The organism is Mesorhizobium sp. M0058, assembly GCF_040323095.1.
GTDB lineage: Bacteria > Pseudomonadota > Alphaproteobacteria > Rhizobiales > Rhizobiaceae > Mesorhizobium.
In genome coordinates, this window is sequence record NZ_JAMYUQ010000004.1 from 179,553 (window position 1) to 203,434 (window position 23,882).

The following is a 23,882-nucleotide window of genomic DNA, read 5'->3' on the forward strand; positions in this document are numbered from 1 at the left end:
GCACCCCCCCTCTGTCCTACCGGACATCTCCCCCTCAGGGGGGAGATCAGCAGTTTCAATGACGGCTCCAACCCTTGAACGTCGGCGATTGGCGAAAGCCGACGCGCCGTCCAATCTCCCCCCTTGAGGGGGAGATGTCCGGCAGGACAGAGGTGGGTGCCTAGCGCCACCCTCACCGCTTCACCTCCCACGTCGTCACGCGTTCGTTGGTAACAGGATCCTTGCCGTCCTTCAGCTGCACGCCTTGCTCCAGAAGCTCGTCGCGGATGCGGTCAGCTTCGGCCCAGTTTTTGGCGGCGATGAACTCCAGGCGCTGCGCGATCAACTTGGCAACGCTGTCCTCATCCACGGCGGCCGCGCCGATATCGAAGCCGAGGAACGACAGCGATGCCTTCAGCGATGCGGCCGCTTCGTTGCCCTCCGCGGCCTCACCGGCAAGCTGCGTGAGCTGCTGGAAGGCGGCATAGGTGGCGAGGTCGTCAGACAGCGCCGCCACAACCTCCGCCGGAACTTGCCCTGCCGACGGGGAGAGATCGGCGGCGCGCTTCCATTTGCGCAGCGTATTCTCGGCCTCTTCCAGCTTGCGTACGGAAAAATCGATCGGCTCGCGGTAATGCGTCATCAGCATCGCCAGCCGCAGCACCTCGCCCGGCCATTTGCGGCCGCCGAAAGTGTCGGTTTCCAGCAGTTCGGCGATGGCGTAGAAATTGCCGACGCTCTTCGACATTTTCTGGCCCTCGACCTGCAGGAAGCCGTTGTGCATCCAGACATTGGCCATGACGTCGGTGCCGTGGGCGCAACGCGACTGGGCGATCTCGTTCTCATGGTGCGGGAAGATCAGGTCGAGGCCGCCGCCATGGATGTCGAAGACGTCGCCGAGATAGGCGGCCGACATGGCCGAGCACTCGATATGCCAACCGGGCCGGCCCCTGCCCCATGGGCTGTCCCAGCCGGGCTCCTCCGGTGACGACAATTTCCACAGCACGAAATCCCCCGGGCTCCTCTTGTGAGCGTCGACGGCAATTCGCGCACCGGCCTGCTGTTCGTCGAGATTGCGCTTCGACAGCTCGCCATAATCCGGCATCGAGGCGGTGTCGAACAGCACTTCGCCGGCGGCGACATAGGCGTGGCCGCGTTCGATCAAACGTTCGATGAGGGTGATCATGTCAACCTTGCCGTCGGCGCGGCGCGCGACGAACTCGGTGGCGCGTGGCTCGACCGTCGGCGGCAAGCAGCCGAGTGCGGTGACATCCTTGTGGTACTGATCGGCGGTTTTTTCGGTGACGCGGCGGATCGCCTCGTTGAGCGTCAGGCTTCCCGACGCGATCTCGGCGCCGAAATCGCGCAGCGCGCGGGCGTTTATCTTGTCGTCGACATCTGTGATGTTGCGCACATACGTGACACCAGCCTCGCCATAGAGGTGACGCAGCAAACGGAACAGCACGTCGAAGACGATCGCCGGACGCGCATTGCCGATGTGGGCAAAGTCGTAGACGGTTGGGCCGCAGACATACATGCGCACATTCGACGGGTCGATCGGGAGGAACACGTCCTTCGTCCGCGTTAGCGTGTTGTAGAGGCTGAGACCCTTCGATGCGTCAGACATGCGTGCCCTTCCGGCCCGTTAAGTTCTGGATGGAGTCTAACCTGTGCCAAGGCACAAATCGGCTCCAGCCTGCTGGCCGGGGCGTTTGTCCACTCTGGGGAAAGATGAGGCGAAAACGTCCGGACCAGCGCGAAGCTAGCCAATAATGCAAATGCCACAAATGGCGGAAAACGTTTTCATCGGCGGCTTTATCGCCTTGGCCGGTGTTGCCGTCAAGTCGCAACTTCCGGCAAAAGCGTCGCTGGATCATAGGTCAGGAGCCGCTGAAACATTTTATTAAACATGTCGGCACAGTCATGAAACATTCGCCGGCTAGTCCACCATAGGTCACGATTCGGTCAGATTCGGCCGGCAAACGCAGACACGGAAATGTTACCAGGGAAGAGATCGATGTCACGAACCAAGCAGGAATCGAGCCGCGCCAAGCAACCGGCGCTCGCCAACCACTACCGTGCGATCGGCCCGGCCGCGATCGTCGCCGCCCTTCTCCATACCGCGAAGAATAAAAAGCCGGCGCCGAAAATCACTTCGCCCCGCGCTGCCTGAACAGGCATCGTGCCGGCCGCCGACAAGGCGTGCGCCGGAACGGAAGGCTGAGGGCCCATAGCGCGCCTGAAAACAACAGCTCTTCCTATTGAGCAGGTTCTTCCCGAAGACCGGACCTGGCTTCTTGGGAGCGCGCTCTAAAACAGCGTCATCTGACTGTCGTCCGCGCCGGGCTTCTGGCGCCTGACCTTGTCGGGCTCGACGATGCCCATGTCCTGTATCTCCGGCCCGGTGTTGGCGACCTTGTTGACGAGGTCGGAGACCGGAATTGCCTCGAAGAAATCGGGCAGCGCGGGTTTGAGCAGGTCGGCCACATCGCGCGGCTCGAGCGTGCGGCAGTCCAGCCAGCGGGCAAAATCTTCAGGCGCGATCACCACCGGCATCCGGTCATGGATATGGGCGATGCCGGCATTGGCGTTGATGGTAAGAATGGCGCCGGTGTCCATTTCCGAACCGCCCGGCTCGGCATAGGTTTCAATCAGCCCGGCAAAGGCGATCAACCCGCCATGCCTCGGCCGTATCCAGTAGGGCTGGCCCTTCTTGCCGCTGCCGGATTGCTGCCACTCATAGAAGCCGGAGGCCGGCACCAAGGCACGGCGATGGCGCATGGCGGCTTTGAACGAGGCTTTTTCAATAGCGCCTTCCGAACGCGCGTTGATGAGCAACGGAAATTCCCTGGTGTCCTTGACCCAGGTGGGGATCAGCCCCCAGCGCACCAGCATCGCCTGGCGATCCGGGAAATTCGAGCCCGGCATGCGCGGCGGTCCCGACAGCGCCATCAGCACCGGCTGCGTCGGCGCGATGTTGTAGCGGGCCGGAAAATCGTCCAGCTCCGCCAGGCCGAGCAAGGCGGCGGTCTGGTCGGGCGTCGCGGTCAGGGCAAAGCGTCCGCACATTGGCAAGCTCGATGAATTGATCCGATCGCGAACGTGGCGATGGAACCGGCGCTGCGCAACCGCTAAAGCTGCTCGCTGCCAGCCGGTCCACAGGGTGGGCCTCACATAAGCGAATCGATATCGATGAACGAACAGCGCAAGACACTTCCCGCAGTCTCGGTCGCCGTCGTGCGCGGCAGGACGGTGCTGCTGGTCAAACGGGCGCGGCCGCCGTCGCAGGGGCTTTATGCCTTTCCCGGCGGCAAGGTCGAGCCCGGCGAGACGCTGCAAGAAGCAGCAGTGCGAGAATTGCTGGAGGAAACCGGGCTGCGGGCGCAGGACTATCGTCCGCTTCGCGACATCCACATCGACGGCAGCGGCGAGAATCACCCGGTCGACTATCTGCTGACCGTGTTCGGCGCCGTTTATGCCGGCGGCGAAGCGACGGCCAGCGACGATGCCGAGACCGCCGTCTTCTATAGTCTTGATGAAATGGCGACGCTGCCGCTCGCGGGTGACGTCATGGAGGTGGCTGAAGAGCTTTTGGCCTGAAGCAGGCCCATATCTGCCGCTCCGAGAATCGCCTTGCAGGCGACAAAATGTTTCGTCAGATAGACTTATGACCCGCGCCTCGCTGTTCCTTGCCGCATGCATCGCCACCGCCACGGCTTTTGCCGTGCAGCCGGCGCTGGCCGCCGAGTCGCCGTTCGAGCCCGGGCTGATGCGACTGGCCGAGGTGCTGGGGTCGCTGCATTTCCTGCGCAATCTGTGCGGCGAAAAGGGCGACCAGTGGCGCACCGAGATGGAAAAGCTGATCGATTCGGAAAATCCCGATCCGGAGCGGCGTGCCCGCTTCATCGCCAGCTTCAACCGCGGTTACCGTTCCTTCGGCGGCACCTATACCCAATGCACGCCGTCAGCGACCGAAGCCATCAGCCGCTACATGAAGGAAGGCGAGACGCTGTCGCGCGACATCGCCTCGCGTTACGGCAACTGACGAGCGCCAGACGGCGTTTAGCTAACGCCTTTTCGAGCACCCGCCTTGTATCCACGGCACGTTGATGCAATCTTGGTGTTGCACTTGCGCAACAGTATTAACGAAACGTTAGCGCGCGAATGCGGAATTAACTCAAACTGAAGGTTTTCATCCCGCTCACCGGTCTAATCGGCTAAGTTTGAATCGGACCGAACGTAGGCGACGAAGTTTGTAAAGACGATCAAAAAAATGTCGTATTTACAGATACTTACTTAGCCTGCGTGAGATAGGGGCAGCCCAAGCCGGATCCGACCCGTCGGACCGCCGCTTGAAAAGGTGGACATCGCAAATGGAACATGGCGTCAACGACATCGACGCGCTGGTCAGGGAAGAAAAGCGCCTGACCGCGGTGGAAAGCCATAGCGAGGCCTGGGCGGAAGGTCTGTCGGCCGGCATAGAACCTGAAATCATCGCCGAGGCAGCGCTTGAAACCGCGTTCGGCGAGATGCTGCGAGCCAATGGCGAAACCTCGGCCCTTGCCCTGCTCGATCGCATGCGTGAAAAGGTGATCGCCGGCGCCTTCGAGCCGGAGCGGTTTCGGCACTAGGCGTCGCGCGTCTCAGAGGGTGCACTGCCAGCTTACCGGTTCTTTGACGACGGCGAGTCGTTTGGGCATCATGCCTGAAGAGCCTAGGCCCAAGGAGAGGCAAGCGGTGAATTTTTCGATGTCAGGCCGGCCTCGCGGCGTGGCCCTCAGCATCTGGCTTGCCGCTTCCTGCGCCGCGGGTCCGCTGGCGTTTGTCCTGACCAGCAACCCTGCCTACGCGTTGAGCGAGATCAAGCGCGAGGAGCTTCCAGCTCCTGCCGGGCCACCAGCCAATGGTGAGACGGCGCCGTCTGAAAATTCAGTGCCAATGCCCGATCTGCCCGGCACGGCGCCACCGGCCGCCAGCCAGCCGAAATCGCCCACGGAGCCCGAACAAAGCCAACCGGAAGCCCCCGCCAACGATGGCGGCGTGGCCAACCCGCGTGCCGATCCAGAAGCGCCGGTGCCCGAAGTCGTCTATGACCTTTCCAAATTGCCCGAGCCCGTCAGGCGCATGCGCGATCTGATGGTCGAGTCCTGCGTAAGCGGCGACATCGAGAAGCTGCGGCCGCTGATCGGCAAGGGCGACACCATGACCCAATTGTCGCTGGGCGAAATCGAGGGCGACCCGATCGCCTTCCTGAAAGGGCTATCGGGCGACAAGGAAGGTCAGGAAATCCTCGCTATCCTGGAAGAGGTGCTCAATGCCGGCTATGTCCATGTAGACGTCGGCACACCGCAGGAACTCTATGTCTGGCCATATTTCTTCGCCCTGCCGCTGGACAAGCTCAACGCCAGGCAGCGGGTCGAACTGTTCAAGATCGTCACCGCCGGCGACTATGACGACATGAAGCAGTTCGGCGCCTACATCTTCTACCGCGTCGGCATCACGCCGGCCGGGCAGTGGACATTTTTCGTCGCCGGGGATTGAACGGCGATTCCCCTGGGATGGCTACTGGCTAGGGCTAGAAAGCTCGAGGCCTGTGTCAGGCCATATGCGGATACCTTCATTTCGAAGGGCCGAAATCGCTTCGACCGCCGCGTTGGGATCCATTTGCAGCACCTCGGCGGCATGCCGCAATTCTTCCTTGTCCCGCAGCCTGTTTACCACCCAAGCCACCTTGCGCTCGATATCCACGCCATAGGCCGCCTTCGCCTTGCCAACAGCGTCGCTCGGGATTTCCTTATAGATGCCAACCAGCACTCCAAGATCGATGGCATCGCGATATGCAATTGCACGGTCCTGACATCGATCCGCGTTCGCCAGCAACTTCTCGGCAAACATATCCGCCGGGACCAGGGCGGATACATTCAGATCGTCGTCGAAATGGCCTCGCAGTTTTATGCGGCCTTCGCGGATGACTTCAAACTTGATCGTTTGGCCTTTCAACCGCACGATCGTCCGCAAGCCATATTGATCGATCTGGAAGTCCCGAACAGCCTCAACCGGCTCAGGAAAGAATGCTCTAATGCCACGTTCGGCTGCGGAGGTCCGCAATTCGCGATAGCCATCGCTGTCGGCACACAGGAAGTCCACATCCAGTGAGCGGCGATATTCCCCGAATTTCATAACGATCGCAGTGCCACCGCCGAACCAGCACTGGTTTGCGGTCAGGAAATGGCGATCCATCAATCGAGCGCTTCGGCAATGATCTGGTGCTCGGGCCTCTTGAATTCCATCATGACGCTCGCGGTGTGTCCTGTTGATATTCCGGCTGCGAGGAACGATCAGGTGAGGGAAATCAGCCGGCGGTCAAGAGCACGCCGTGACCGAATTTGTCTGCCAAACTTTGGATAAGCATCTTCTCACGCATAGTAAGACGCTTTTGATCGACAAACCGCCAATTATGCTCATACAGCGCAAATGCCTCTTTGGCCGGAATCGGGCGTGCCGCATCGCGGTTCCAGGCGAGCGCCTGGAGCTCCGGAAACTCCGCAGGGACAATCATGGGCGCGATATCTGCGTTCATAATGCCCTTAACGTAGTGGATAGCGCTTAAAAAATCCAACGCAGCAAGAAACCGCTAAGCCGGCAGCGCCTCGGAAAACTCCACCGGCCTGCCCTGTCCTGGCGTGACGATCTCGCCTTCCCACATCACGCGACGACCGCGCACGATGGTGCCGATCGGCCAGCCGGTGACTTCCTTGCCGTCATAGGGCGTCCAGCCGGCCTTGGAGCCAGCTTGCGCATTGGTGATGGTCTCGCGCCGCTGGAGGTCGACAATGGTGAAATCGGCGTCATAGCCTGCGGCGATACGGCCTTTCCGGGCCATGCCGAAGATGCGCTGTGGGCCATGGCTGGAGAGGTCGACGAAGCGCTGCAGGGTCAGCCGGCCTGAATTGACATGGTCGAGCATGATCGGCACCAGCGTCTGCACCCCGGTCATGCCAGACGGTGAGGCCGGATAGGGCTTTGCCTTTTCGGCCAGCGTGTGGGGGGCGTGGTCGGAGCCGAGCACATCGACAATGCCTTGCGCAATGCCGTGCCAGACGCCGTCGCGATGGCGGGCCGCGCGAACCGGCGGATTCATCTGGATCAGCGTGCCCAGCCGCGCATAGTCGTCGGCGGTGAGCGTCAAATGGTGCGGCGTCCCCTCGCAGGTGGCGACATCCTTGTGCTGTTGGAGGAAGATGATTTCCTCGGCGGTGGAGATATGCAGCACATGGATGCGGGCGCGGGTGTTTCGCGCGATGCGCACCAGCCGCTCGGTGCAGCGAAGCGCCGCGATCTCGTCGCGCCAGACGGGATGCGATGACGGGTCGCCCTCGACGCGCAAGCCGAGGCGCTCGCGCAGCCGGAACTCGTCCTCCGAGTGAAAGGCGGCGCGGCGGCGGGTGTTGCGCAGGATCGATGCGACACCCTCGTCGTCCTCGACTAGCAGGTCGCCGGTGGACGAGCCCATGAACACCTTTATCCCGGCAGCACCCGGCAGCCGCTCGAGCTCACCGACATCATCGGCATTCTCGCGCGTGCCGCCAACCCAGAAGGCGAAGTCGCAATGCATCCGGCTGGTGGCGCGGCGCACCTTGTCGGCAAGCGCCGCCTCGCTGGTGGTCAGCGGATTGGTGTTGGGCATTTCGAAGACGGCGGTGACCCCGCCCAGCACAGCCGCGCGAGATCCACTCTCGAGATCTTCCTTGTGCTCCAGCCCCGGCTCGCGAAAATGCACCTGACTGTCGACGACGCCTGGCAGGACGTGCAGCCCGCGACAGTCGATCGCTTCGCCGGCCGAAGCTTGGCGAAGATCGCCTATTGCGACGATGCGACCACCCTTGACGCCGACATCGAGCGCGGCTTCGCCATCATGGTTGACCACAGTGCCGCCTGTCAGGATGAGGTCGTAGGTGGTGGCCATGGGCGTTCGGTCTCTTGCGGGGGGAGTATCGTCGGCTTACGTAAAGGCCGACTGTTTTGCAAGATCAGGTTCTTTGCCGCCCATGCCTTTTGCCCTGTTCAAAGACCGCGCCCTCATTTCCGTGTCAGGCCCGGATGCCGAGCATTTTTTGCAGAATATCCTCACCACCGACCTCGACACGCTGGCCGTCGACGCGGCAAAGCCAGGTGCGCTGCTTTCGCCGCAAGGCAAGATCCTGTTCGATTTCCTGATCTCGCGTAGCGGCGAGAACGCATTCCGGCTGGATTGCCGTGCCGACATCGCAGACGATTTCCTGCGCCGGCTGATGCTTTACAAGCTGCGCGCCAAGGCCGAGATTGCCAGGCAGGATCAAGTGCTTGTGACGGTTGGGTGGGGCGATGATTCAAGCGCTTCACAGTCTGATTCAACGGTACTTGCCGATGCCCGCTTCCGCGAGGTGGCTGTGAGCCGCTCCTATGGCGGCGCATCCGTAGGTGGCGACCCGGCTGCGTGGCAGGCGCTCCGCATCGCCAACGGCATTGCCGAAAGCGGTTCCGATTATCAGCTCGGCGATGCCTTCCCTCACGACGTGCTGCTCGACGAGACCGGCGGCGTCGGCTTCAAGAAAGGCTGCTATGTCGGCCAGGAAGTGGTCTCGCGCATGCAGCATCGCGGCACCGCCAGGCGCCGCGTGCTGATCGTTTCGGCCGACCGCGCCTTACCCGCGCCCGGCACGGAGCTGACGGTTGCGGGGCGGCCGGTCGGCACGCTCGGTTCCAGCGCGGGCACGGCCGGACTCGCCATTGCCCGCATCGACCGGGTCAAGGCGGCGCTCGACGCTGGCCAGCCGGTACTGGCCGGTGATGTCACCGTCTCGCTCGCCATCCCGTCCTGGGCGAAGTTCAGCTTTCCCAGGGAAGCCATCGGCGCGGAGGACGCCTGATGGCTGCCGATCGCGTCGGAGCGCCACCGCGCGCGTGGCAGCGCATGCTGTCGGGGCGGCGGCTCGACCTGCTCGATCCCTCGCCGCTCGACATCGAAATCTCAGACATCGCCCACGGGCTTGCCCGCGTTGCCCGCTGGAACGGGCAGACCCGCGGCGATCACGCCTTTTCGGTCGCCCAGCATTCCCTGCTGGTCGAGGCGCTGTTCAGCGAGTTGCAGCCGGACGCCTCGGCCAACGCTCAGTTGGCAGCACTGCTGCATGACGCGCCGGAATATGTCATCGGCGACATGATCTCGCCGTTCAAATCGGTAATGGGCGGCTCCTACAAGGAGTGTGAGCTGCGTCTCCAGCGCGCCATCCATCAGCGCTTTTCGCTGCCGCCCGAACTCGGCGTCGGCTTGCGCAAGGAGATCAAGCGCGCCGACCAGATCGCCGCCTATTACGAGGCGACGCTGCTTGCCGGTTTCTCGACCGCAGAAGCAACCGAGTTCTTCGGCCGGCCGCGCGGGTTCAATGCCGACCGCTTCGACTTTAAGCCGCACTCGGTGACCTCGGCGCAAGCTGCCTTCCTCAAACGCTACGCAACGCTTGAAAAGCAACGCCAGGCAACGGTTGCCGTGCATTCGGCGCAGTGAACATACGCTAAATTAACCAGCGGTAACCACAGTACCGGGTTTCGATCACGGTCAGCAGGCACGCCTCATGTCCGTTGCGCACGTCAAGGGTGGTTCGCCCGTCCGCAGACGGGGAGCCGGAGGCGTCGCCGCGCCACGGCAGATCGCCGACGAACTGCGCCACCAGAACGAGCGCTTTTCGGCGGCCGTCGAGAATATGTCGCACGGGCTGTGCATGTTCGACGCCGACGAGCGGATGATCATCTGCAACGGCAACTATATCAGCATCTTCTCCCTCGACGCGAAGATCGTGCGGCCCGGCATCGCGTTCCTGGACATTCTAAAGCACAGCGTCGACATCGGTGTCGCCTCACAGAGCGCCGAAGACCTGTATGCCATCCGCAAGCCCTATATCGAGCGCGCGCAAGCCTCGACCTACGAAGAAATACTGTCGGACGGACGCATCGTTTCCATCACGCACCGGCCGCTGGCCTCAGGCGGCTGGGTGTCGATCTATGAGGACATTACGGAGCAAAGGCGGGCCGAGCAGGAACTGAAGGAGCAGCACCGCCGCTTCGATGCGGCGCTCGCCAACATGTCGCAAGGCCTATTGATGTACGACGCCGAAGGCACGCTGATCGTGCGCAACCAGCGCTTCCTCGACCTCTACAAGGTCACGCCTGACGACTTCCCGCTCGGCATGAGCCAGCGCGCCCTGCTCGAACAGATGGTGCAACTGCGCATCTATCCGTCAATGGACATCGACGGCGAGATCGCCAACACCAGAGCCAGCCTGCAGGCCGGTGAGGAGCGTTCGACCGACCGCAGCCTTGCCGATGGCCGAACGCTGCTGGTTGCGCGCCGGCCGCTTACCGGTGGCGGCTGGGTGGCGACCTTCGAAGACATCACCGAGCGCCGGCGCGCCGAAGAGCGCATGAGCCACCTTGCCCATTACGACACGCTGACCGACCTGCCCAACCGCTCGATGTTTCGCGAACGGCTCGACCAGGCGATGGCCGGCGATACACCGTTGGCGATCTTCTCGCTCGACCTCGATCGCTTCAAGGCCGTCAACGACACCTGGGGACACCCTGCCGGCGACTGGCTGCTGAAATGCGTGGCTGAGCGGTTGCGGCACAGCCTGCGCAGCGACACCGATATGGTCGCCCGCCTCGGTGGCGACGAGTTCGCCATCCTGCAGTTCAATCCCAAAGGCTCCACCGATGCGGAACAACTGGCAAAACGCATCGTCGCTGTCGTCAGCCAGCCGTTTCGCGACAAGGGCCGCGAGATGCATGTCGGCATCAGCCTTGGCATCGCGCTGTATCCCGGTGACGGCAAGGACGCCGACACGCTTTTGAAGAACGCCGACATGGCGCTTTACAGCGGCAAGAGCGAAGGCCGCAACGTTTACCGCTTTTTCGAGCCCGGCATGGATGCCTTGGTGCGGGCGCGCCTGGCGCTCGAAACCGATCTCGAGACGGCACTGAAGCGGCGGGAGTTCGTGCTGGAGTTCCAGCCGATCACCAACATCGCGTCGGGCAAGATCGTCGGCGCCGAAGCGTTGATGCGGTGGAATTCACCGACGCGCGGCCTGGTGGCGCCCGACGATTTCATCGCAGCCGCCGAAGACAGCGGGCTGATCGTTCCGCTGGGCGAATGGGCGCTGAAACAGGCCTGCAGCGTGGCCGCCGGCTGGCCGCCTGGAATGCGCATCGCCGTCAATGTCTCGGCAGTGCAGATCAGAAGCGCCGACTTTGCCCGCAGCGTGATTTCGGCGCTGGCCGTTTCCGGCGTGCCGGCCAGCCGGCTCGAACTGGAAATCACCGAGACCGTGCTGATGGATGAGAGCGAGACGGTGCTGAAGACGCTGAGGCAGCTGCGCGAACTCGGTATCCGCATCGCGCTCGACGATTTCGGCACCGGCTATTCGTCGCTCGGCTATCTCAGGCGTTTTCCCGTCGACAAGATCAAGATCGACCGCTCCTTCATCCACGATATCGACAACAAGGACACGGCGGCGATCGTGCGCACGATCATCGGGCTTGGTGCCGAACTTGGCATCACCGTCACCGCCGAAGGCGTCGAGACCGAAGCGCAGCTCGACATATTGCGCAAGGCTGGCTGCGTCGAGGTGCAGGGCTTTCTGATCGGCATGCCGTCAAAGGCCGCCGACATGGCTCGACTTCTCAAGACGAGGGCAGCGTCCCGGCGCGCCTGAACATCCCCGGCGTCATTCCATGCGCGGCGCGGAAGGTGCGCGAGAGATGGCTTTGGTCGGAGAAGCCGGCCGCAAAGGCGGCACCGGCGAGATCTGAACCTTGCCGGATCAGCAGATCGGCACGGCGCAGCCTGCGGTCACGGATGAAGGCAGCAGGGGTGAGACCCAGCACTTTCCTGAAATCGCGGATAACTTGAAAGCGCGTCACGCCTGCGGCTTCAGCGAGCCGCTGCAAATCGAGGTCCGAGTTCAGATGGTCTTCGATGACCTGTTCATAGACCCGGAGCCGGCTTTTCGATCCGAAGCTTTCGACCGCCTCGCGCCGCCGGCCGCCCCAATCGCCATGGCGCAGGATGAGCTTGCGCAAGGCGATCAGCATGGATGTTTCGGCGCTCGTGGCATCACCCGATGTCGAAGCCAAGTGCGCGACGCCTACTGCCTGGACGAGATCGGCATCATCGACGATCGCTTGCGAAAACAACGGCGGGCGATCCTGCCCGAGTTCGTCCGCGATCGCACCCATGAGCGAGGCCGACGGATAGAAGGTGCGGTAAGCCCAACCCTGGTCGGCACCCGCCTCGCCGTCATGCCATATCTCCGGATTGACGAGCAGAACCGTGCCCGACCGCGCGAGGACAGTCTCGTTGCCGATGCGGACCCGCTCGCACCCTTGCGTGATCAGGGCGACGACATAGGTCGGGTGCGTGTGCAGCTGGTAGCGATGCCGCGTGAAGCGCGCCTTGAGCATGCCAAGATCGCGAAAGCGCGGATGACGCCAGAACTGCGTCGTCTCCTGAGGCTGTTGAATTCCAGACACGGTCAATCCTGTTCAAGACGCTGCCGGCGCAAATCCTTTACGTGCTGGCATCGACAAGGCCGAATTTACGATAGCCGGCAAGGAGAGCGCAATGCTGCACAACGACCCCATCGCCGCCCTCACCCCGCAGGTGGTGGAATGGCGGCGTCACATCCACGCCAACCCCGAACTCGGTTTCCAAGAGTATGAGACCGCGCGCTTCGTCGCCGACAAGCTGCGCACCTTCGGGCTCGACGAGGTTCATGAAGGCAAAGGCGGCACCGGCGTGGTTGGCGTCCTCAGAGGACGACCAGGCGTGCGCGCCATCGGGCTTCGGGCTGAACTCGATGCCTTGCCCGTGCTGGAGAAGACAGGATTGCCATATGCGTCGAAGAAAGACGGCGTGATGCATGCCTGCGGCCACGACGGGCACATCGCGATGCTGCTCGGCGCCGCCAAGCTGCTCGCCGACAACAGAGCCTTCGACGGCACCGTCTGTTTCATCTTCCAGCCGGCGGAAGAAAATGAAGGCGGCGCCATGCGGATGATCGAGGACGGACTGTTCGAGCGCTTCCCCGTGGAAGCCGTCTACGCCGTCCACAACTGGCCGGGGCTGCCGCTCGGAAAGATCGCGGCCCGTGCCGGGTCGATGATGGCGGCCGTCGACACTTTCGAACTGAACTTTGAGGGGACCGGCGCGCATGCCGCCATGCCGCAGCTAGGCGACGATCCCGTGCTCGCGGCCGGCGCCTTCGTTCAAGCCGTGCAGCGCATCGTCAGCCGTTCGGTCGACCCGCAAATGGCGCTGGTCGTTTCGATCACCCAGATCCATGGCGGCAATGTCGGCAACATCGTGCCGGGCAAGGTCTGGCTGCAGGGAACCTGCCGCTTCTTCGAGCCAACTTTGTCGGACCATTGCGAAAGGCTGATCGGCGACATCGCGCAAGGCATTGCCTCGGCGCATGCACTCACCGCCAAGCTCGCCTACAAGAAAGGCTACCCGCCGCTGGTCAACACGTCGGCTGCCACTGACCGGGCCGTCCAGGCGGCAACCGCGGTTGTCGGCCGCGAGCAGGTCGAGACCGCATTCAACCCGAGCCTCGGCTGCGAGGATTTTGCCTACATGGTCCGCGAAGCCGGCGGCTGCTATGCCTGGGTCGGCGCAGGAGCGGTCAGACTGGGCGAAGGGCTGCACGGCGATCGCTATGTCTTCAACGACGCCATCGTCCCCACCGTGCTCCGCTATTTCGTCACGCTCGCTGAGCAGACGCTACGCTGACGGCCGAGCGCCTCAGCGCAAGGTCTCGACGTATTTCTCGTGGAAGCTGACATAGCCGGGTTCGACGACTTTGAGATGGCGCTCGATCAGCTGGTGGAAGGCCGGCAGCTGATGGAAGGGCACGCCGGGATTGGCGTGGTGCTCGGCGTGATACGGCATGTTCCAGGCGACTTTGCGCACCAGCCAGTTGGTCAGCGTGGTGCGGGTGTTTTCCAGCATGTTGGCGACAAGCGGGCAGCGGCCATGCTCGGCCAGCAGATAGAGCCTGAGGAAGGGCTGGCCGAGCAGCGCCGGCACGATCCAGACATAGAGCAGTACACTTGCCTCGAACCACAGGGCTAGCGCGGCGACCACGACATAGAAAGCGATCATGGCGCGGGCTTCAGTGCGCACCTTGGGCAGGCCTTTCGGCGGCACGTAGCTGTCGTGGCAGCCTCCAATCGCGTTGGTGTAGAGTGTCTGCAAATGCCCCCACCACACCGGCAGGCCCGAGACGTGGACGATGTATTGCCGCATCGTCTCCGGTTTCGGGAAGGCGAGTTCCGGATCGTTCTCGGGATCCTGGGTGAAACGGTGATGGGCGAAGTGGAAATAGCGAAACCAGTCGGCGGGCAGCGCGATCGCCAGGCTGCAGACCCTTGCGGCGGCATCGTTGAGCCACTGCGTCTCGAACGCCGTCCTGTGCACCGTCTCATGCAGCAGCGTGAACAGGAAGACGATAAGAATGCCTTGCGGCAACATCAACAGCGGCCAGTACGACACCTTGGCCGCAATCAGCCCGCCGATAGCCACAATCGCGCCGAGATGGAAGGCGAGTTGGACCAGACCCGGCCCGTCCGACTTGCCGGTCAGGCGGCTGCGCTGCTCATTGGTCAGGAACGCGATGACGTCGCGATGGTCTCTGGGTTCAAACTGGGCCGATACGGTCATGGCGCCAAGCTACTCGAATAAGAAAGCTTTCGAAAGACGAGGATTTCTGCGACACAGATAAGCTGACCTTACCTATCGGATCACCCAATGACCGCGCTTCCTTCCCTGAGAGGACTTCAAGCCTTCGAGGCGGCGGCGCGCTCGGGGAGTTTCGCCGCAGCGGCGGATGAGCTCTCGATCTCGGCGGCTGCGGTCAGCCAGCTCATTCGCACCGTCGAGGAGCAGATGGGTCGAAAACTGTTCCATCGCGTCAACCGCCGCGTGGTGCTGACGGAAGCCGGCGTCGAGATGCTGCCCCGGCTGACCCTGGCTTTTCGGGAGATCGGCAGCATCGCGCGTGGCAGCGATGCCTTCCGCCCGCGGCTTGTCGTATCGGTGCCGCCGTCCATGGCGATGGGCTGGCTTTCCGAACGCCTCGCCGGCTTTGTCGCCAGCCACGGCGCCGTCGACATATCCCTGCGCGGCGATGACGATCCGGTGCCGTTCGACCGCGAACTGATCGACATCCGGCTGTCCTTCGGCCCGCACTATCGTGAACACCCGAGCGAGGAGATCGTCAGGGACGCCGTCTACCCCGTCTGCGCGCCAGAACTCACCGCCAAAACCGACAGCCTCGCCGGCCTGCCACTGATTCACACCGACTGGGGACCGACCGGCGCGTCGTTTCCGTCTTGGCGCACCTGGTTCGAGGCGGCGGGCATAGAGCCCGGCCGCGCAGTGCAGCGCGGACTGTCGGCGAACTCGTCGCGGGCAGCGCTCGACCTTGCCATTTCAGGGCTGGGCGCGGCGCTGGCGCAAGGCATTTATTGCGCCTGGGCGCTGGAAGAGGGCCGTTTGGTCCGGGCTAATGCCCTATCGATCGCGCTGCGTCAGCCATATTGCCTGACGATCCCGGAACGCAGTGCAAGGCGCGACCTGGTGGCGGCGTTTCGCAATTGGCTGATTGAGGAATGCCGGCGGTCGGTGGGTTCGCCGGTGCTCGGCTGATGGCCCGAGCTGCTCAGAGATGGCCGGCCAGTGCGGCGACCATGTCCTTGTTCGTCGCCACGGGAATGATCTCGAACTCCACCAGGTCAGACCATTCGATGACCCAGCGCTGCAGCAGCGTGACGTCATCGGCCTCGACCAGCAGGAAGCAGCGGCTCATATCAGCCGCGATCCAGGAGTGGTGCACGACGAGCGCGTCCGGCTTCAATCTGCCGCGCTCGCCGAAACGGCGGTAGATCTCCTTGCGGTCGCAGCCGGTGAAATCCTCGATGACGATGAACTGCATTTTTCCCCCTCGGTTGAATTGCCGCCCGGGACGGCAAACTAACGCCCGGGACGGTCCAGCCGCTCCAGGAACCATTGCGTCAGCCGCACCCAGACTTCGTCCTTTTCGCCGGAATCCTCCCAGCCATGGTCGAGGTTCGGGTTGTCGTTGACCTCGATGACGAAGACGCCATCCTTGGTTTCCTTGAGATCGACGCCGTAAAGCCCGTCGCCGATGCAGCGCGCCGCCTTCACCGCGGTGTCGACGACATGCGGCGGCGTCTCTTTCAGCGTGAAGGTCTTGATGCCGCCCTGGTCGGGCTTGCCGCTGGCCTTGTGGTTGACGATCTGCCAGTGTTTTTTCGCCATCAGATAATGCACGGCAAACAGCGGCTGCCCGCCGAGCACGCCGACGCGCCAGTCATATTCGGTCGGGATGAATTTCTGCGCGATCAGGAGATCGGAATCCTCCAGCCACTCGGTGGCGAGCGTCTTCAGTTCTTCGAAGTTGCCGCATTTCTTGACGCCGCGCGAGAACGATGAATCCGGGATCTTCAGCACCAGCGGAAAGCCCAGCGTCTGCGCCGCCAGTTCGAGGTCCGAGGTGCCGGCTATCATCACCGTCGGCGGCACCGGCACCTTGTTGTAGGCCATCAGTTCGTTGAGATAGACTTTGTTGGTGCAGCGGATCATCGACAGCGGGTCGTCTATCACCGGCATGCCTTCCTGCTGGGCGCGGCGCGCGAAGCGGTAGGTGTGGTTTGAGATCGAGGTGGTCTCGCGGATGAACAGCGCGTCGTAATTGGCGAGCTTGGCCAGGTCCTTCCTGGTGATCGGCTCGATTTCGACGCCCATCTTTTCGGCGATCTTGGCCCAGTAACGCAGCGAGGAAATCTCCGACGGCGGCAGTTCCTCATGCGGATCGACCAGCGTGGCGAAGGTGTAGCGTGCCGGCGTGCGGCCCTTGGTGTCGCGCCACTCGCGGTTGGTGTACGTCTCGAGCGCCTGCACGAAGAGGGCTTCTTCCTCCTCGGCCATCCTGGCCAGCGGCAGGAAGCCGATCTTGCGGATCGAAGCCCATTCGGCGCTGTCCTTGATGTGAACCTCAAGCGCCGGAGCGCGGAACCAGTCGAACAACAGCTTGGCGAAGCGGTCCCAGACCTTCGACGGTCCGATGCCGAAGAAGATGCAGATTTTTTGCGGGAATACGCCACCGAGATCCTTGCGACATTTGTTGAGCGCCAGCTCCAGTTCCGGCAGCGCGTGCTCGTAGAGCTTGCGCTCGGACAGGTCGATCATCGTCTCGACCGTCGGGATGACCTTGTGGCCGCGCGAACCGGCGAGCAGAGAGGCATAATAGCCGCGGCTCTGGTAGGCGTAATTGTTCGACAGGTTGATGACCTTCGGCTGCTGGCCGCGAAACAGCGCCGGATGCGCAAGATAGTCACGGTTGGTGATGATCTTGTGCGGCGTCGCCGCCGGGTCGAGATCGTTCTGACGGCCGGTGAGGATGACCCAGGTCATTGTTATCAGCGTTTCCCAAGAGTGATGGCAGCACGCAGTCCGTCGCGGCCGAATTGCGCCATGTTCATGAAGATGCCGTGCGGCACGGGAATGTTGGCGGCATCGAGGATGGTCTCCTGTCTTTCGTCCTCGACCCAGGGATCGTGGATCAGGATGTGGTCGCCATCGTCGCCGATAGCCAGCACCCAATGCGGCACCTTCTTGCCGAACATCAGGAAGCCGCTGATCAGCACCAGCACCAGTTTTCCCTGAGCCAGGGCGCCGCGGATATCGTCGATGGTGAATGGACGGTAATTCACCGGGATGCCGTAAAGTTCCGCGCGGCGGCGAAAGTCCACCTGGGCAAGTTCCATCACCCGGCGCTTGTCGTCGCTGCGCACCGATTGCAAGAACAGCGCGCCATAGAAGGACACGAAGATTTCCGCCGCAAGCCCGCTTTCGTAGCCGGAAACCGCAAGGCCGAAGGGCTCGCAGCCGCCTGGGCCGGACATCATGAACACGGTCGTTGCCTCGCGCCATAGGCGGATTTCCATGACCGGATCGGGCACGAAGCCGGAATCGAAATTGGCCATCGCCATCATCAGGCAGCATGGACCGCAGGTGAACTCGCAGGTCTGCTGGTAGAATGGGACTTTGGTGGCGACCGGAATATCGCCGCGCAAGGTCTTTTCGTAGCGCAGCGCGGTGGCGCCATCCTCGTAATAGTGAGGCTCGCGACCGATCTTGCGGTAGCCGCTCTGCTCATAGATGCCAATGGCGCGAAGATTGTCCTCGCGCACTTCGAGACGCAACATCATGCGGTCGTGCTCGAAGGCAGCTTCTTCGGCCGCTGCAAGCAGCATGCGGCCAATGCCGCGGCCGCTGAAAAACGGGCTGGTGGCAAGCGAATAGAGCCGGGCGACGCCGCTGCCCTTGCGAAACAGCACGATGGCGTAGCCGGCGACACGACCATCGCTTTCGGCGACCAGCATCTCGGCTGTCTCGCGTTCGATCAACAAGCGGAAGGAGCGCCGGGAAATGCGGTCACTGGAAAAGACCGCCTTCTCGATGGCGGCGAGGTCATCGACGTCGGACGCGCGGGCCTTGCGAATCTCGGCAGGCATGCGGGTTTGGAAAACCTCGATTGGGTGGAGGAAAAGACCGCAGTCAAAAACGTCGCAAACATCAGCCGAAACGCCGATATCCATCAAGCGCTATCGCACTTCGAATAGGGCCGAATTGTGACACTTTCTACCCCGGCGCATTCCCGAAACGGAATGCGCTTAACTGGCGATACCAGCCAGAAGCTGACCGTAGGCCCGCTTGGCGACCGCAGCCAGTTGCTCGCGCGGCAGCGAGCCGACGACGGCGCAGGCATAGCCCTTGTCCAGCCAGTAGACCGCCTCGGGGCCGTCGGCGTCCGCCATGTAGGTGCCCTTGGACTTGGCTGAGGAATCAGCGGTAACGAACAAGGAGATGCGCTGACCCTTGGCGTCCTCGTAAAGCAGCATCGCTGCCTTGCCCTGGCCGGCGGGCAGCAGCCGGCCGCCAACCAGCTGGAAGCCTTCCGCCACCAGATCCGGCGCCACCAGTTTCAGGCCGACGCGGTTGGACAGCCAGGTCTGCAGGTGATCCTTGTCGCTTGCCGGCACTTCCACCGCATGGCGCTGTTCGGCGGCATAGATGACATGGGCGGCGATCGCCTCTTCGGCCAGTTGGTCATCGGCGCCATCTTCCCTGCCGATGCCGTCGATGCCGGCAAAATAGCCGCCAAGACCGCCGATGACGAGCACTGCGGCCGCCGCGGCCGCAAGCCACCAGCGCGACTGCCGCGCCGCCGCTTTGGTCGCGCCTTCACCGCTAACGATCTGCTTGAACAGCACCGGCACGGGCTCGTCGAGCACACCGGCAAAGGCGGCGCGCAACGCGGCGCGGTCGGCGGTGTAGCGGGCGCTTTTCGCCTTCATTTCGGGATTGGCGTCGATCCAGGCGTCGTAGGCGGCGCGCTCGTCGCCCGGCAGCTCGCCGTCGAGAGCCATGTGGATATCGCGTTCGGAAAAATCGCGGCGGGTCATTTCTCGACGATCCTTATCGAGCGGCGGCGCGCCGTGTCATCGAGCAGGCTGCGCAGCTCCTCGCGTCCGCGCGCTATGCGCGACATCAGCGTGCCGGCGGGCACGCCGAGAATGTTGGCGGCTTCGGCATAGGAAAACCCTTCGATGGCGACCATGACGAGAGCGGCGCGACGGTCGGGGCTGATCGCGTGCAATGCGTCGATGATCTCGCGCGAGGCGGCGTTCTCCGCCTGTTCGGCGGGGACTGCCTGCGCCTCGTTTGCGTCAAGCGGCAGGATCGCTGCCTCACCGCGCCGGTTCACCTTGCGCATCTGATCGATGAACAAATGATGCATGATCGTAAACAGCCACCTCCGGGGGCTTTCTCCCGTCTGCCAGCTTTCAAGCCGCAAGAGCGCTCGTTCGAGGCAATCCTGGACGAGATCGTCAGCGGATTCGCGGTCGCGCAGAAGCGAGCGTGCGTAGCGGCGCAGGCGCGGTATTTCGCCAAGGATTGCTGCCTTCTTTTCGTCCATGACCGCTGGTTCTGAGGTCGCCCTTGTTTAACCCGATTGAACGCGCCTTCCCGGCGCGGCGCAAGCGGCCAGCGCGAAGCGGTCTGCCGCCCCGGTAACCCAAGCAGTGAGATAACGAGTTGATCGGCTAAATTATTCCCCGCAATCAACAAAAGGGCCGAATTATCCTAAATCGGTCAGTGCGAAATCATGGCCTTTGTACAGCAGTGGAAGATCGCGGCTTTTCGCGCAGGCGTAAGCAAAACAGTCCCCGAGATTCAGATCCGCCTTGTGGCCAACGGCTTTGCCGTAACGGGCGCTCGCGTCAATGGCCCGAGAGCCGATGTTGTCGTCAATGGCCAGACTCTCTCCCATGATCTCCACAATGAACTCATCGATCAGATCGCGGGCATGGAGAAGGGCTTCAGCGCTGGGTCTGCGCGGGCCGGCGCCGGCCCTTGCCAATGCCTGTGTTGCTTCGAAGTGAACCAACGGAGAAACCCAGACCTGCCCGGAAAAACCGGATAGCTGCTTCAGCAATTCCTCCCACCCAGGTTCCTGGTTGAGAATGGCGACGATCACCGACGCGTCGACAAACATCAGTCTTCCCACATCTCGTCGGTGAACTTCTTCATATCGAAATCGGGATTGGGCAGGCCAAGCTTCCTGGCCCTGTCCTGAAGACTGGCGATCCGATCGCGCAGCGGCACCTTCGCCCGATTGCGCTCAAGTTCGTGTACGAGCGCGACCCGCACCGCCTCCGTTTTGCTCGGAGCGTTCGTCTCGCGTTGCAATCTGCTGGCCAGCGCATCCACTTCGTCGTCGCGGATATAGAGCGGCATCGAATATCCTCCGTTGGATATTCATATATTCCATCTCGTATATCACTTCAAGTTGCAGCGTTGGCCTCCCTCGCCGCCCGCGTCAGCAGCCGCTGGTAGAACAGGCCGATGCCGATCAGCACGGCGCCAAGACCGATGAAGGACAGCGCCCTGAGCACGCCTTCCAGTTCCGACATGTCGAACAGGAAGACTTTTACCACGGCAATCGCGATCAGCGCCGCCGAGGCAATGCGCAGCACCTGCGACTTCAGCCAGACGCCGGCGGTCAGCAGCACGACGCCGATGATCAGCCAGAGCGCCGAATAGGTGTAGGTCTCAAGCTGCCCGAGGCCGCTCCACAGGCCGATGAACTCGCCCTTGAACACGCGCCTGACCGACAGTGTGGCGTAGGCGAAGACAAGCAATGCCGCCACTACCGCCAGCATCTGCGCATACCATGGCGGCCGCTTGTCCCTGGCATAGAGCGCCAGCCCGCCGGCGGCTATGGCCGGCAACAGGTAAGCCAGGAACAAGAGGTTGAACACCGGGATCTGGCCGGTCGATTCGTCGGTGAACAGCGGATTGAGCACCAGGAAATGCTGGAGGACGATGAAGGCGACCGAGAGCACGCCGGCGGCCATCGAGCCGTAGCGCAGCAGAGAGCTTGGCGAGCGCATGTCGATGGCCACCAGTATCGCGCCGGCACCGATGGCGATCAGCGTATAGATCGCCTGTTCGGCGAGCGTCACCGGGCCGGTGTCGATGACGCCGCCATGCATGGCGTGGCGCACCAGCATGGCGACGGTGAGCAGCGCAAACAGGGCTGCACCCGCCTCCATCGCTAGGCGCGGCCGGCCATTGCCAGTTGTTGGTAGTGCGGGGGTGGTACGCGCGAGTTGCCAGGCGGCAAAGCCGAAGGCCAGCGCCGGCACGCCGTATCCCGGCAGCAGCCAGTTGAACACCGGCGTCGTCGTCAGGAACTCGGCGCCGACGATGGTCGGATCGAAGGCGACGCGGCCGAGCACGGCGACGACCGCGCCGACCGAAATCCAGCCCAGCACGGGATAAGAACGCCAACGCGTCGCCAGCGCCGGCACGATGGCGGCAACGCCGGCAAGAATGGTCGTCCAGCCGGATCCGAAGGCCATGTGCAGCATCAGCAGGCCGGCCAGAGCCGAGCCGCAAAGCGCGAAGGAGACGGCAATGTCGCCCTTGAGCGGCGGCTGTTCGGCGCGCGCGATCCATTCGCCACCGGCAGCGAAGACAACAACCAGAAGGGCAGCTATCGCTGCGTAGACAAGGTCGCGGTCGAGATTGCCGTAGGCGAGCCACAGCGTCAGCAGAATAAGGAGCGGCGCAGCGACGCCCCATGCCGCCCAGCATGCCGCGCGGACCCGTGCTGAGGCGGCGAAGCGGCGTGCGGCCCAGAAGCCGGCGCCGATGAAAACCAGGCCGAGGGCAATGCCGATGCGCAGCGTCAACGGATTTCCGGCCGCCACCGGCATGCCGTCAAAGCCGATATTCCCCTGGGTTATGTCGGAGCCGATGGTGGTGGGCGGAATGATGCCGAGATGGATCATCACGCTCACCACGCCGGCGGCATGCAGCAGCGGCAGCGCGCGCGGCCGGTAGAGTGCGGTGGCGACAAGGGCGACGAGGACGAAGGCGCCCGGCAAGGCGCCACCGGCGGCGACCAGCGTCGTGTCGACGGACAGGCCTAGCGCTGAAAACGCAACGAAAACGCCTGGCACGATAGAGGGCCAGTCGAAGCCGGTCTTCGCCGTCTCCGCTTCGCTGTCACGTGTGCCCAGCCAGACAAAGGCAAGCACCGCCAGCGTCACCGCGTCGATGAACAGGATGACGGCAAGGTCGGCGACTAGCGTGCTCATCATGTAGACGATGGTCCAGGCGCCGGTGCCGAAGAAGGCCGCCGCAATCAGGAATTTCCAGTCGCGAATGCGGGCGATCACGGCTGTGGCGGCAAGCACGATCGCCAGGTAGACGAACAGCGCCCATGGGTTGGGCGCCTGCGAGGACACAAGCGCCGGCGTCGCCATCGAGCCGACGAGACCGATGCCGGCCAGGGCCTGGCCGTGGACGAGGGCGGCGACAATGGTCGCCACGCCGATGGCGCCGAGCACGGTGAAGGCGAAGGCCGGCCCGACGAAACCGTAAATGGCATGCGCGGCATAGACCGTACCGAACAGGATGAAGGCGCCGGCAGCCGTCAGGATCGCCGGAATATAGGCGCCTGCAGCCCCTTGCACCGGCACCTTGAAGCCGGTGCGGCGGATGAACTCGCCGCCGCCGATCAGCACCAGGCCGAGCAGCGCCGCCAGGGACAGCCGCACTTCAGGGCCGAAAATGCCGGCCTCGATGGTGTAGCGGATCAGGAACAGGCCGCCCAGGGCCAGCGCGACGCCGCCGACCCAGACCGCCCAACGGGTGCCGAGCGCCGTTTCGACCTCTGACTGGCGGGCTGCCTTCGCCGTGGCGGCAGGCGCGGATCCGGTGAATGCCGCCCTGGCCGCGGCCGACAGTTCTGGCACGGCCTCGCTGGTGGCCGCATCGGCTTCGGCGGCCGGTGCCTGGGCATGTGCCGCGTCGGCTGTTGTTGGCGAAGCTATGTCGGCAACTGGTGCGGTGGCCTGAGCGGCATCCGCCGGTGCGCTTGCAGCCTGCTCGACCGGTTTGGCAACGGGCGGTGTCGCATGCACGCCGGACAGAACCAGGCTGCGCAGCGCTCCGAGCTCGCGCTCGATCAGACTGACGCGGCCCTGCTGGCGCAAGACGAGGACAAAAAGCACGATAACGACGACGGCGCCAATCAGGCTTTCAAACATCGCGGTTCCCCCAAACCAGGCCAGTTTTCACTGACAATTGCGGCGGCCACACGGCCACCCCAGACGGCTATTCAAGTCACGCCACCGCAATGGTGGCCGAAAAGAAGTTATCGAGCATGTTTCGTCGGCAAATTCCAGCGGCCTACGGTCTTTATCCTCACCCA

At 63.1% G+C, this 23,882-nt stretch carries 24 protein-coding genes and 1 pseudogene; 10 read left to right on the plus strand and 15 right to left on the minus strand.

Annotated elements, in window-relative coordinates:
- Positions 1–172: 172 nt before the first annotated feature.
- Positions 173–1,606 carry a cysteine--tRNA ligase gene (cysS, locus tag NKJ75_RS08370; RefSeq protein ID WP_023743780.1) on the minus strand — a complete coding sequence of 478 codons (1,434 nt, stop codon included), beginning with the start codon at positions 1,604–1,606 and terminating at the stop codon, positions 173–175.
- Positions 1,607–1,996: 390 nt separating this feature from the next.
- On the opposite strand from cysS, the gene NKJ75_RS08375 reads away from it, so the two are divergent.
- Entirely contained in the window at positions 1,997–2,152 is a 156-nt protein-coding gene (locus tag NKJ75_RS08375) for a hypothetical protein (protein WP_023673568.1), read from the plus strand.
- A gap of 137 nt (positions 2,153–2,289) precedes the next feature.
- Here NKJ75_RS08375 and NKJ75_RS08380 read toward each other — a convergent pair whose 3' ends face one another.
- Positions 2,290–3,048 carry an SOS response-associated peptidase gene (locus NKJ75_RS08380; RefSeq protein WP_023743779.1) on the minus strand — a complete coding sequence of 253 codons (759 nt, stop codon included), beginning with the start codon at positions 3,046–3,048 and terminating at the stop codon, positions 2,290–2,292.
- Between the two features lie 123 nt (positions 3,049–3,171).
- Between NKJ75_RS08380 and NKJ75_RS08385 the strand changes: the two genes are divergently transcribed.
- The 4 genes from NKJ75_RS08385 to NKJ75_RS08400 all read left to right on the plus strand — a co-directional run bounded on the left by NKJ75_RS08385 (position 3,172) and on the right by NKJ75_RS08400 (position 5,520).
- Complete coding sequence (locus NKJ75_RS08385) at positions 3,172–3,579, plus strand: NUDIX hydrolase (protein WP_031246861.1); 408 nt, start codon at positions 3,172–3,174, stop codon at positions 3,577–3,579.
- 67 nt (positions 3,580–3,646) lie between these two features.
- Positions 3,647–4,024, plus strand: coding sequence for a TIGR02301 family protein (locus tag NKJ75_RS08390; RefSeq protein ID WP_023698666.1), 378 nt, complete (start codon positions 3,647–3,649; stop codon positions 4,022–4,024).
- A 328-nt stretch (positions 4,025–4,352) separates the two neighbouring features.
- A complete protein-coding gene (locus tag NKJ75_RS08395) occupies positions 4,353–4,610 on the plus strand; it encodes a hypothetical protein (protein WP_023673564.1) in 258 nt (85 codons plus the stop codon).
- A gap of 106 nt (positions 4,611–4,716) precedes the next feature.
- A complete protein-coding gene (locus tag NKJ75_RS08400; protein WP_023743778.1) occupies positions 4,717–5,520 on the plus strand; it encodes a hypothetical protein in 804 nt (267 codons plus the stop codon).
- 21 nt (positions 5,521–5,541) lie between these two features.
- Here NKJ75_RS08400 and NKJ75_RS08405 read toward each other — a convergent pair.
- From NKJ75_RS08405 to NKJ75_RS08415, 3 genes and pseudogenes are all read right to left on the minus strand, one after another.
- Positions 5,542–6,269, minus strand: a pseudogene (locus NKJ75_RS08405) (nucleotidyl transferase AbiEii/AbiGii toxin family protein).
- Between the two features lie 62 nt (positions 6,270–6,331).
- On the minus strand, positions 6,332–6,559 hold the full coding sequence (locus tag NKJ75_RS08410; RefSeq protein WP_352499557.1) for a hypothetical protein: 228 nt from the start codon (positions 6,557–6,559) through the stop codon (positions 6,332–6,334).
- Positions 6,560–6,613: 54 nt separating this feature from the next.
- Entirely contained in the window at positions 6,614–7,945 is a 1,332-nt protein-coding gene (locus NKJ75_RS08415) for a dihydroorotase (RefSeq protein WP_023743776.1), read from the minus strand.
- Between the two features lie 82 nt (positions 7,946–8,027).
- Here NKJ75_RS08415 and ygfZ point away from each other — a divergent pair, with 82 nt between their 5' ends.
- From ygfZ to NKJ75_RS08430, 3 genes are all read left to right on the plus strand, one after another.
- Complete coding sequence (gene ygfZ, locus NKJ75_RS08420) at positions 8,028–8,888, plus strand: CAF17-like 4Fe-4S cluster assembly/insertion protein YgfZ (RefSeq protein WP_023743775.1); 861 nt, start codon at positions 8,028–8,030, stop codon at positions 8,886–8,888.
- The gene (locus NKJ75_RS08425) at positions 8,888–9,526 is read left to right on the plus strand and encodes an HD domain-containing protein (protein ID WP_023670260.1); all 639 of its coding nucleotides are present in this window, start codon (positions 8,888–8,890) and stop codon (positions 9,524–9,526) included. Before ygfZ ends, NKJ75_RS08425 begins: the two co-directional genes overlap by 1 nt.
- 67 nt (positions 9,527–9,593) lie before the next feature.
- Positions 9,594–11,726 (plus strand): putative bifunctional diguanylate cyclase/phosphodiesterase, encoded by a 2,133-nt coding sequence (locus NKJ75_RS08430; RefSeq protein WP_023743774.1) that lies wholly within the window; start codon positions 9,594–9,596, stop codon positions 11,724–11,726.
- Here the strand turns inward: NKJ75_RS08430 and NKJ75_RS08435 are convergent.
- A complete protein-coding gene (locus tag NKJ75_RS08435; RefSeq protein WP_031194164.1) occupies positions 11,695–12,543 on the minus strand; it encodes an AraC family transcriptional regulator in 849 nt (282 codons plus the stop codon). The genes NKJ75_RS08430 and NKJ75_RS08435 overlap by 32 nt on opposite strands.
- Before the next feature lie 91 nt (positions 12,544–12,634).
- Here NKJ75_RS08435 and NKJ75_RS08440 point away from each other — a divergent pair, with 91 nt between their 5' ends.
- Positions 12,635–13,801 carry an amidohydrolase gene (locus NKJ75_RS08440; RefSeq protein ID WP_023743773.1) on the plus strand — a complete coding sequence of 389 codons (1,167 nt, stop codon included), beginning with the start codon at positions 12,635–12,637 and terminating at the stop codon, positions 13,799–13,801.
- A gap of 12 nt (positions 13,802–13,813) precedes the next feature.
- Here NKJ75_RS08440 and NKJ75_RS08445 read toward each other — a convergent pair whose 3' ends face one another.
- Positions 13,814–14,731: a fatty acid desaturase family protein gene (locus NKJ75_RS08445; RefSeq protein ID WP_023743772.1), complete on the minus strand. Its 918-nt coding sequence runs from the start codon at positions 14,729–14,731 to the stop codon at positions 13,814–13,816.
- A gap of 87 nt (positions 14,732–14,818) precedes the next feature.
- On the opposite strand from NKJ75_RS08445, the gene NKJ75_RS08450 reads away from it, so the two are divergent.
- The gene (locus NKJ75_RS08450) at positions 14,819–15,718 is read left to right on the plus strand and encodes a LysR substrate-binding domain-containing protein (protein WP_023743771.1); all 900 of its coding nucleotides are present in this window, start codon (positions 14,819–14,821) and stop codon (positions 15,716–15,718) included.
- 13 nt (positions 15,719–15,731) lie between these two features.
- On the opposite strand, the gene NKJ75_RS08455 is transcribed toward NKJ75_RS08450, so the two are convergent.
- The 8 genes from NKJ75_RS08455 to NKJ75_RS08490 form a co-directional block, all read right to left on the minus strand.
- On the minus strand, positions 15,732–16,004 hold the full coding sequence (locus tag NKJ75_RS08455; RefSeq protein WP_023670254.1) for a DUF3303 domain-containing protein: 273 nt from the start codon (positions 16,002–16,004) through the stop codon (positions 15,732–15,734).
- 38 nt (positions 16,005–16,042) lie between these two features.
- Positions 16,043–17,506, minus strand: coding sequence for a RimK family ATP-grasp domain-containing protein (locus NKJ75_RS08460; RefSeq protein ID WP_023692866.1), 1,464 nt, complete (start codon positions 17,504–17,506; stop codon positions 16,043–16,045).
- 5 nt (positions 17,507–17,511) lie between these two features.
- Positions 17,512–18,609, minus strand: a complete 1,098-nt coding sequence (locus tag NKJ75_RS08465; RefSeq protein WP_023692865.1) for a peptidase C39 family protein — start codon at positions 18,607–18,609, stop codon at positions 17,512–17,514.
- A gap of 159 nt (positions 18,610–18,768) precedes the next feature.
- Positions 18,769–19,560, minus strand: coding sequence for an anti-sigma factor family protein (locus tag NKJ75_RS08470; RefSeq protein WP_023687291.1), 792 nt, complete (start codon positions 19,558–19,560; stop codon positions 18,769–18,771).
- Positions 19,557–20,075 carry a sigma-70 family RNA polymerase sigma factor gene (locus NKJ75_RS08475; protein WP_023743769.1) on the minus strand — a complete coding sequence of 173 codons (519 nt, stop codon included), beginning with the start codon at positions 20,073–20,075 and terminating at the stop codon, positions 19,557–19,559. The genes NKJ75_RS08470 and NKJ75_RS08475 overlap by 4 nt, the downstream gene beginning before the upstream one ends.
- Positions 20,076–20,237: 162 nt before the next feature.
- Positions 20,238–20,654 carry a type II toxin-antitoxin system VapC family toxin gene (locus tag NKJ75_RS08480; RefSeq protein ID WP_023692861.1) on the minus strand — a complete coding sequence of 139 codons (417 nt, stop codon included), beginning with the start codon at positions 20,652–20,654 and terminating at the stop codon, positions 20,238–20,240.
- Positions 20,654–20,896, minus strand: a complete 243-nt coding sequence (locus tag NKJ75_RS08485) for a type II toxin-antitoxin system VapB family antitoxin (protein WP_023670248.1) — start codon at positions 20,894–20,896, stop codon at positions 20,654–20,656. The genes NKJ75_RS08480 and NKJ75_RS08485 overlap by 1 nt, the downstream gene beginning before the upstream one ends.
- A 47-nt stretch (positions 20,897–20,943) precedes the next feature.
- Entirely contained in the window at positions 20,944–23,718 is a 2,775-nt protein-coding gene (locus NKJ75_RS08490) for a DUF2339 domain-containing protein (protein ID WP_023835276.1), read from the minus strand.
- Positions 23,719–23,882 lie beyond the last annotated feature (164 nt).

Bases quoted from the DNA above. Each gene is read 5' to 3' on its own strand.
- NKJ75_RS08455 (WP_023670254.1), bottom strand. From the start codon at position 16,004: ATGCAGTTCATCGTCATCGAGGATTTCACCGGCTGCGACCGCAAGGAG.
- NKJ75_RS08450 (WP_023743771.1), top strand. From the start codon at position 14,819: ATGACCGCGCTTCCTTCCCTGAGAGGACTTCAAGCCTTCGAGGCGGCG.
- NKJ75_RS08485 (WP_023670248.1), bottom strand. From the start codon at position 20,896: ATGCCGCTCTATATCCGCGACGACGAAGTGGATGCGCTGGCCAGCAGA.
- NKJ75_RS08440 (WP_023743773.1), top strand. From the start codon at position 12,635: ATGCTGCACAACGACCCCATCGCCGCCCTCACCCCGCAGGTGGTGGAA.
- NKJ75_RS08430 (WP_023743774.1), top strand. From the start codon at position 9,594: ATGTCCGTTGCGCACGTCAAGGGTGGTTCGCCCGTCCGCAGACGGGGA.
- NKJ75_RS08470 (WP_023687291.1), bottom strand. From the start codon at position 19,560: ATGACCCGCCGCGATTTTTCCGAACGCGATATCCACATGGCTCTCGAC.
- NKJ75_RS08385 (WP_031246861.1), top strand. From the start codon at position 3,172: ATGAACGAACAGCGCAAGACACTTCCCGCAGTCTCGGTCGCCGTCGTG.
- NKJ75_RS08480 (WP_023692861.1), bottom strand. From the start codon at position 20,654: ATGTTTGTCGACGCGTCGGTGATCGTCGCCATTCTCAACCAGGAACCT.
- NKJ75_RS08380 (WP_023743779.1), bottom strand. From the start codon at position 3,048: ATGTGCGGACGCTTTGCCCTGACCGCGACGCCCGACCAGACCGCCGCC.
- NKJ75_RS08390 (WP_023698666.1), top strand. From the start codon at position 3,647: ATGACCCGCGCCTCGCTGTTCCTTGCCGCATGCATCGCCACCGCCACG.
- NKJ75_RS08465 (WP_023692865.1), bottom strand. From the start codon at position 18,609: ATGCCTGCCGAGATTCGCAAGGCCCGCGCGTCCGACGTCGATGACCTC.
- NKJ75_RS08415 (WP_023743776.1), bottom strand. From the start codon at position 7,945: ATGGCCACCACCTACGACCTCATCCTGACAGGCGGCACTGTGGTCAAC.
- NKJ75_RS08445 (WP_023743772.1), bottom strand. From the start codon at position 14,731: ATGACCGTATCGGCCCAGTTTGAACCCAGAGACCATCGCGACGTCATC.
- NKJ75_RS08410 (WP_352499557.1), bottom strand. From the start codon at position 6,559: ATGAACGCAGATATCGCGCCCATGATTGTCCCTGCGGAGTTTCCGGAG.
- NKJ75_RS08460 (WP_023692866.1), bottom strand. From the start codon at position 17,506: ATGACCTGGGTCATCCTCACCGGCCGTCAGAACGATCTCGACCCGGCG.
- cysS (WP_023743780.1), bottom strand. From the start codon at position 1,606: ATGTCTGACGCATCGAAGGGTCTCAGCCTCTACAACACGCTAACGCGG.
- ygfZ (WP_023743775.1), top strand. From the start codon at position 8,028: ATGCCTTTTGCCCTGTTCAAAGACCGCGCCCTCATTTCCGTGTCAGGC.
- NKJ75_RS08425 (WP_023670260.1), top strand. From the start codon at position 8,888: ATGGCTGCCGATCGCGTCGGAGCGCCACCGCGCGCGTGGCAGCGCATG.
- NKJ75_RS08475 (WP_023743769.1), bottom strand. From the start codon at position 20,075: ATGGACGAAAAGAAGGCAGCAATCCTTGGCGAAATACCGCGCCTGCGC.
- NKJ75_RS08375 (WP_023673568.1), top strand. From the start codon at position 1,997: ATGTCACGAACCAAGCAGGAATCGAGCCGCGCCAAGCAACCGGCGCTC.
- NKJ75_RS08395 (WP_023673564.1), top strand. From the start codon at position 4,353: ATGGAACATGGCGTCAACGACATCGACGCGCTGGTCAGGGAAGAAAAG.
- NKJ75_RS08490 (WP_023835276.1), bottom strand. From the start codon at position 23,718: ATGTTTGAAAGCCTGATTGGCGCCGTCGTCGTTATCGTGCTTTTTGTC.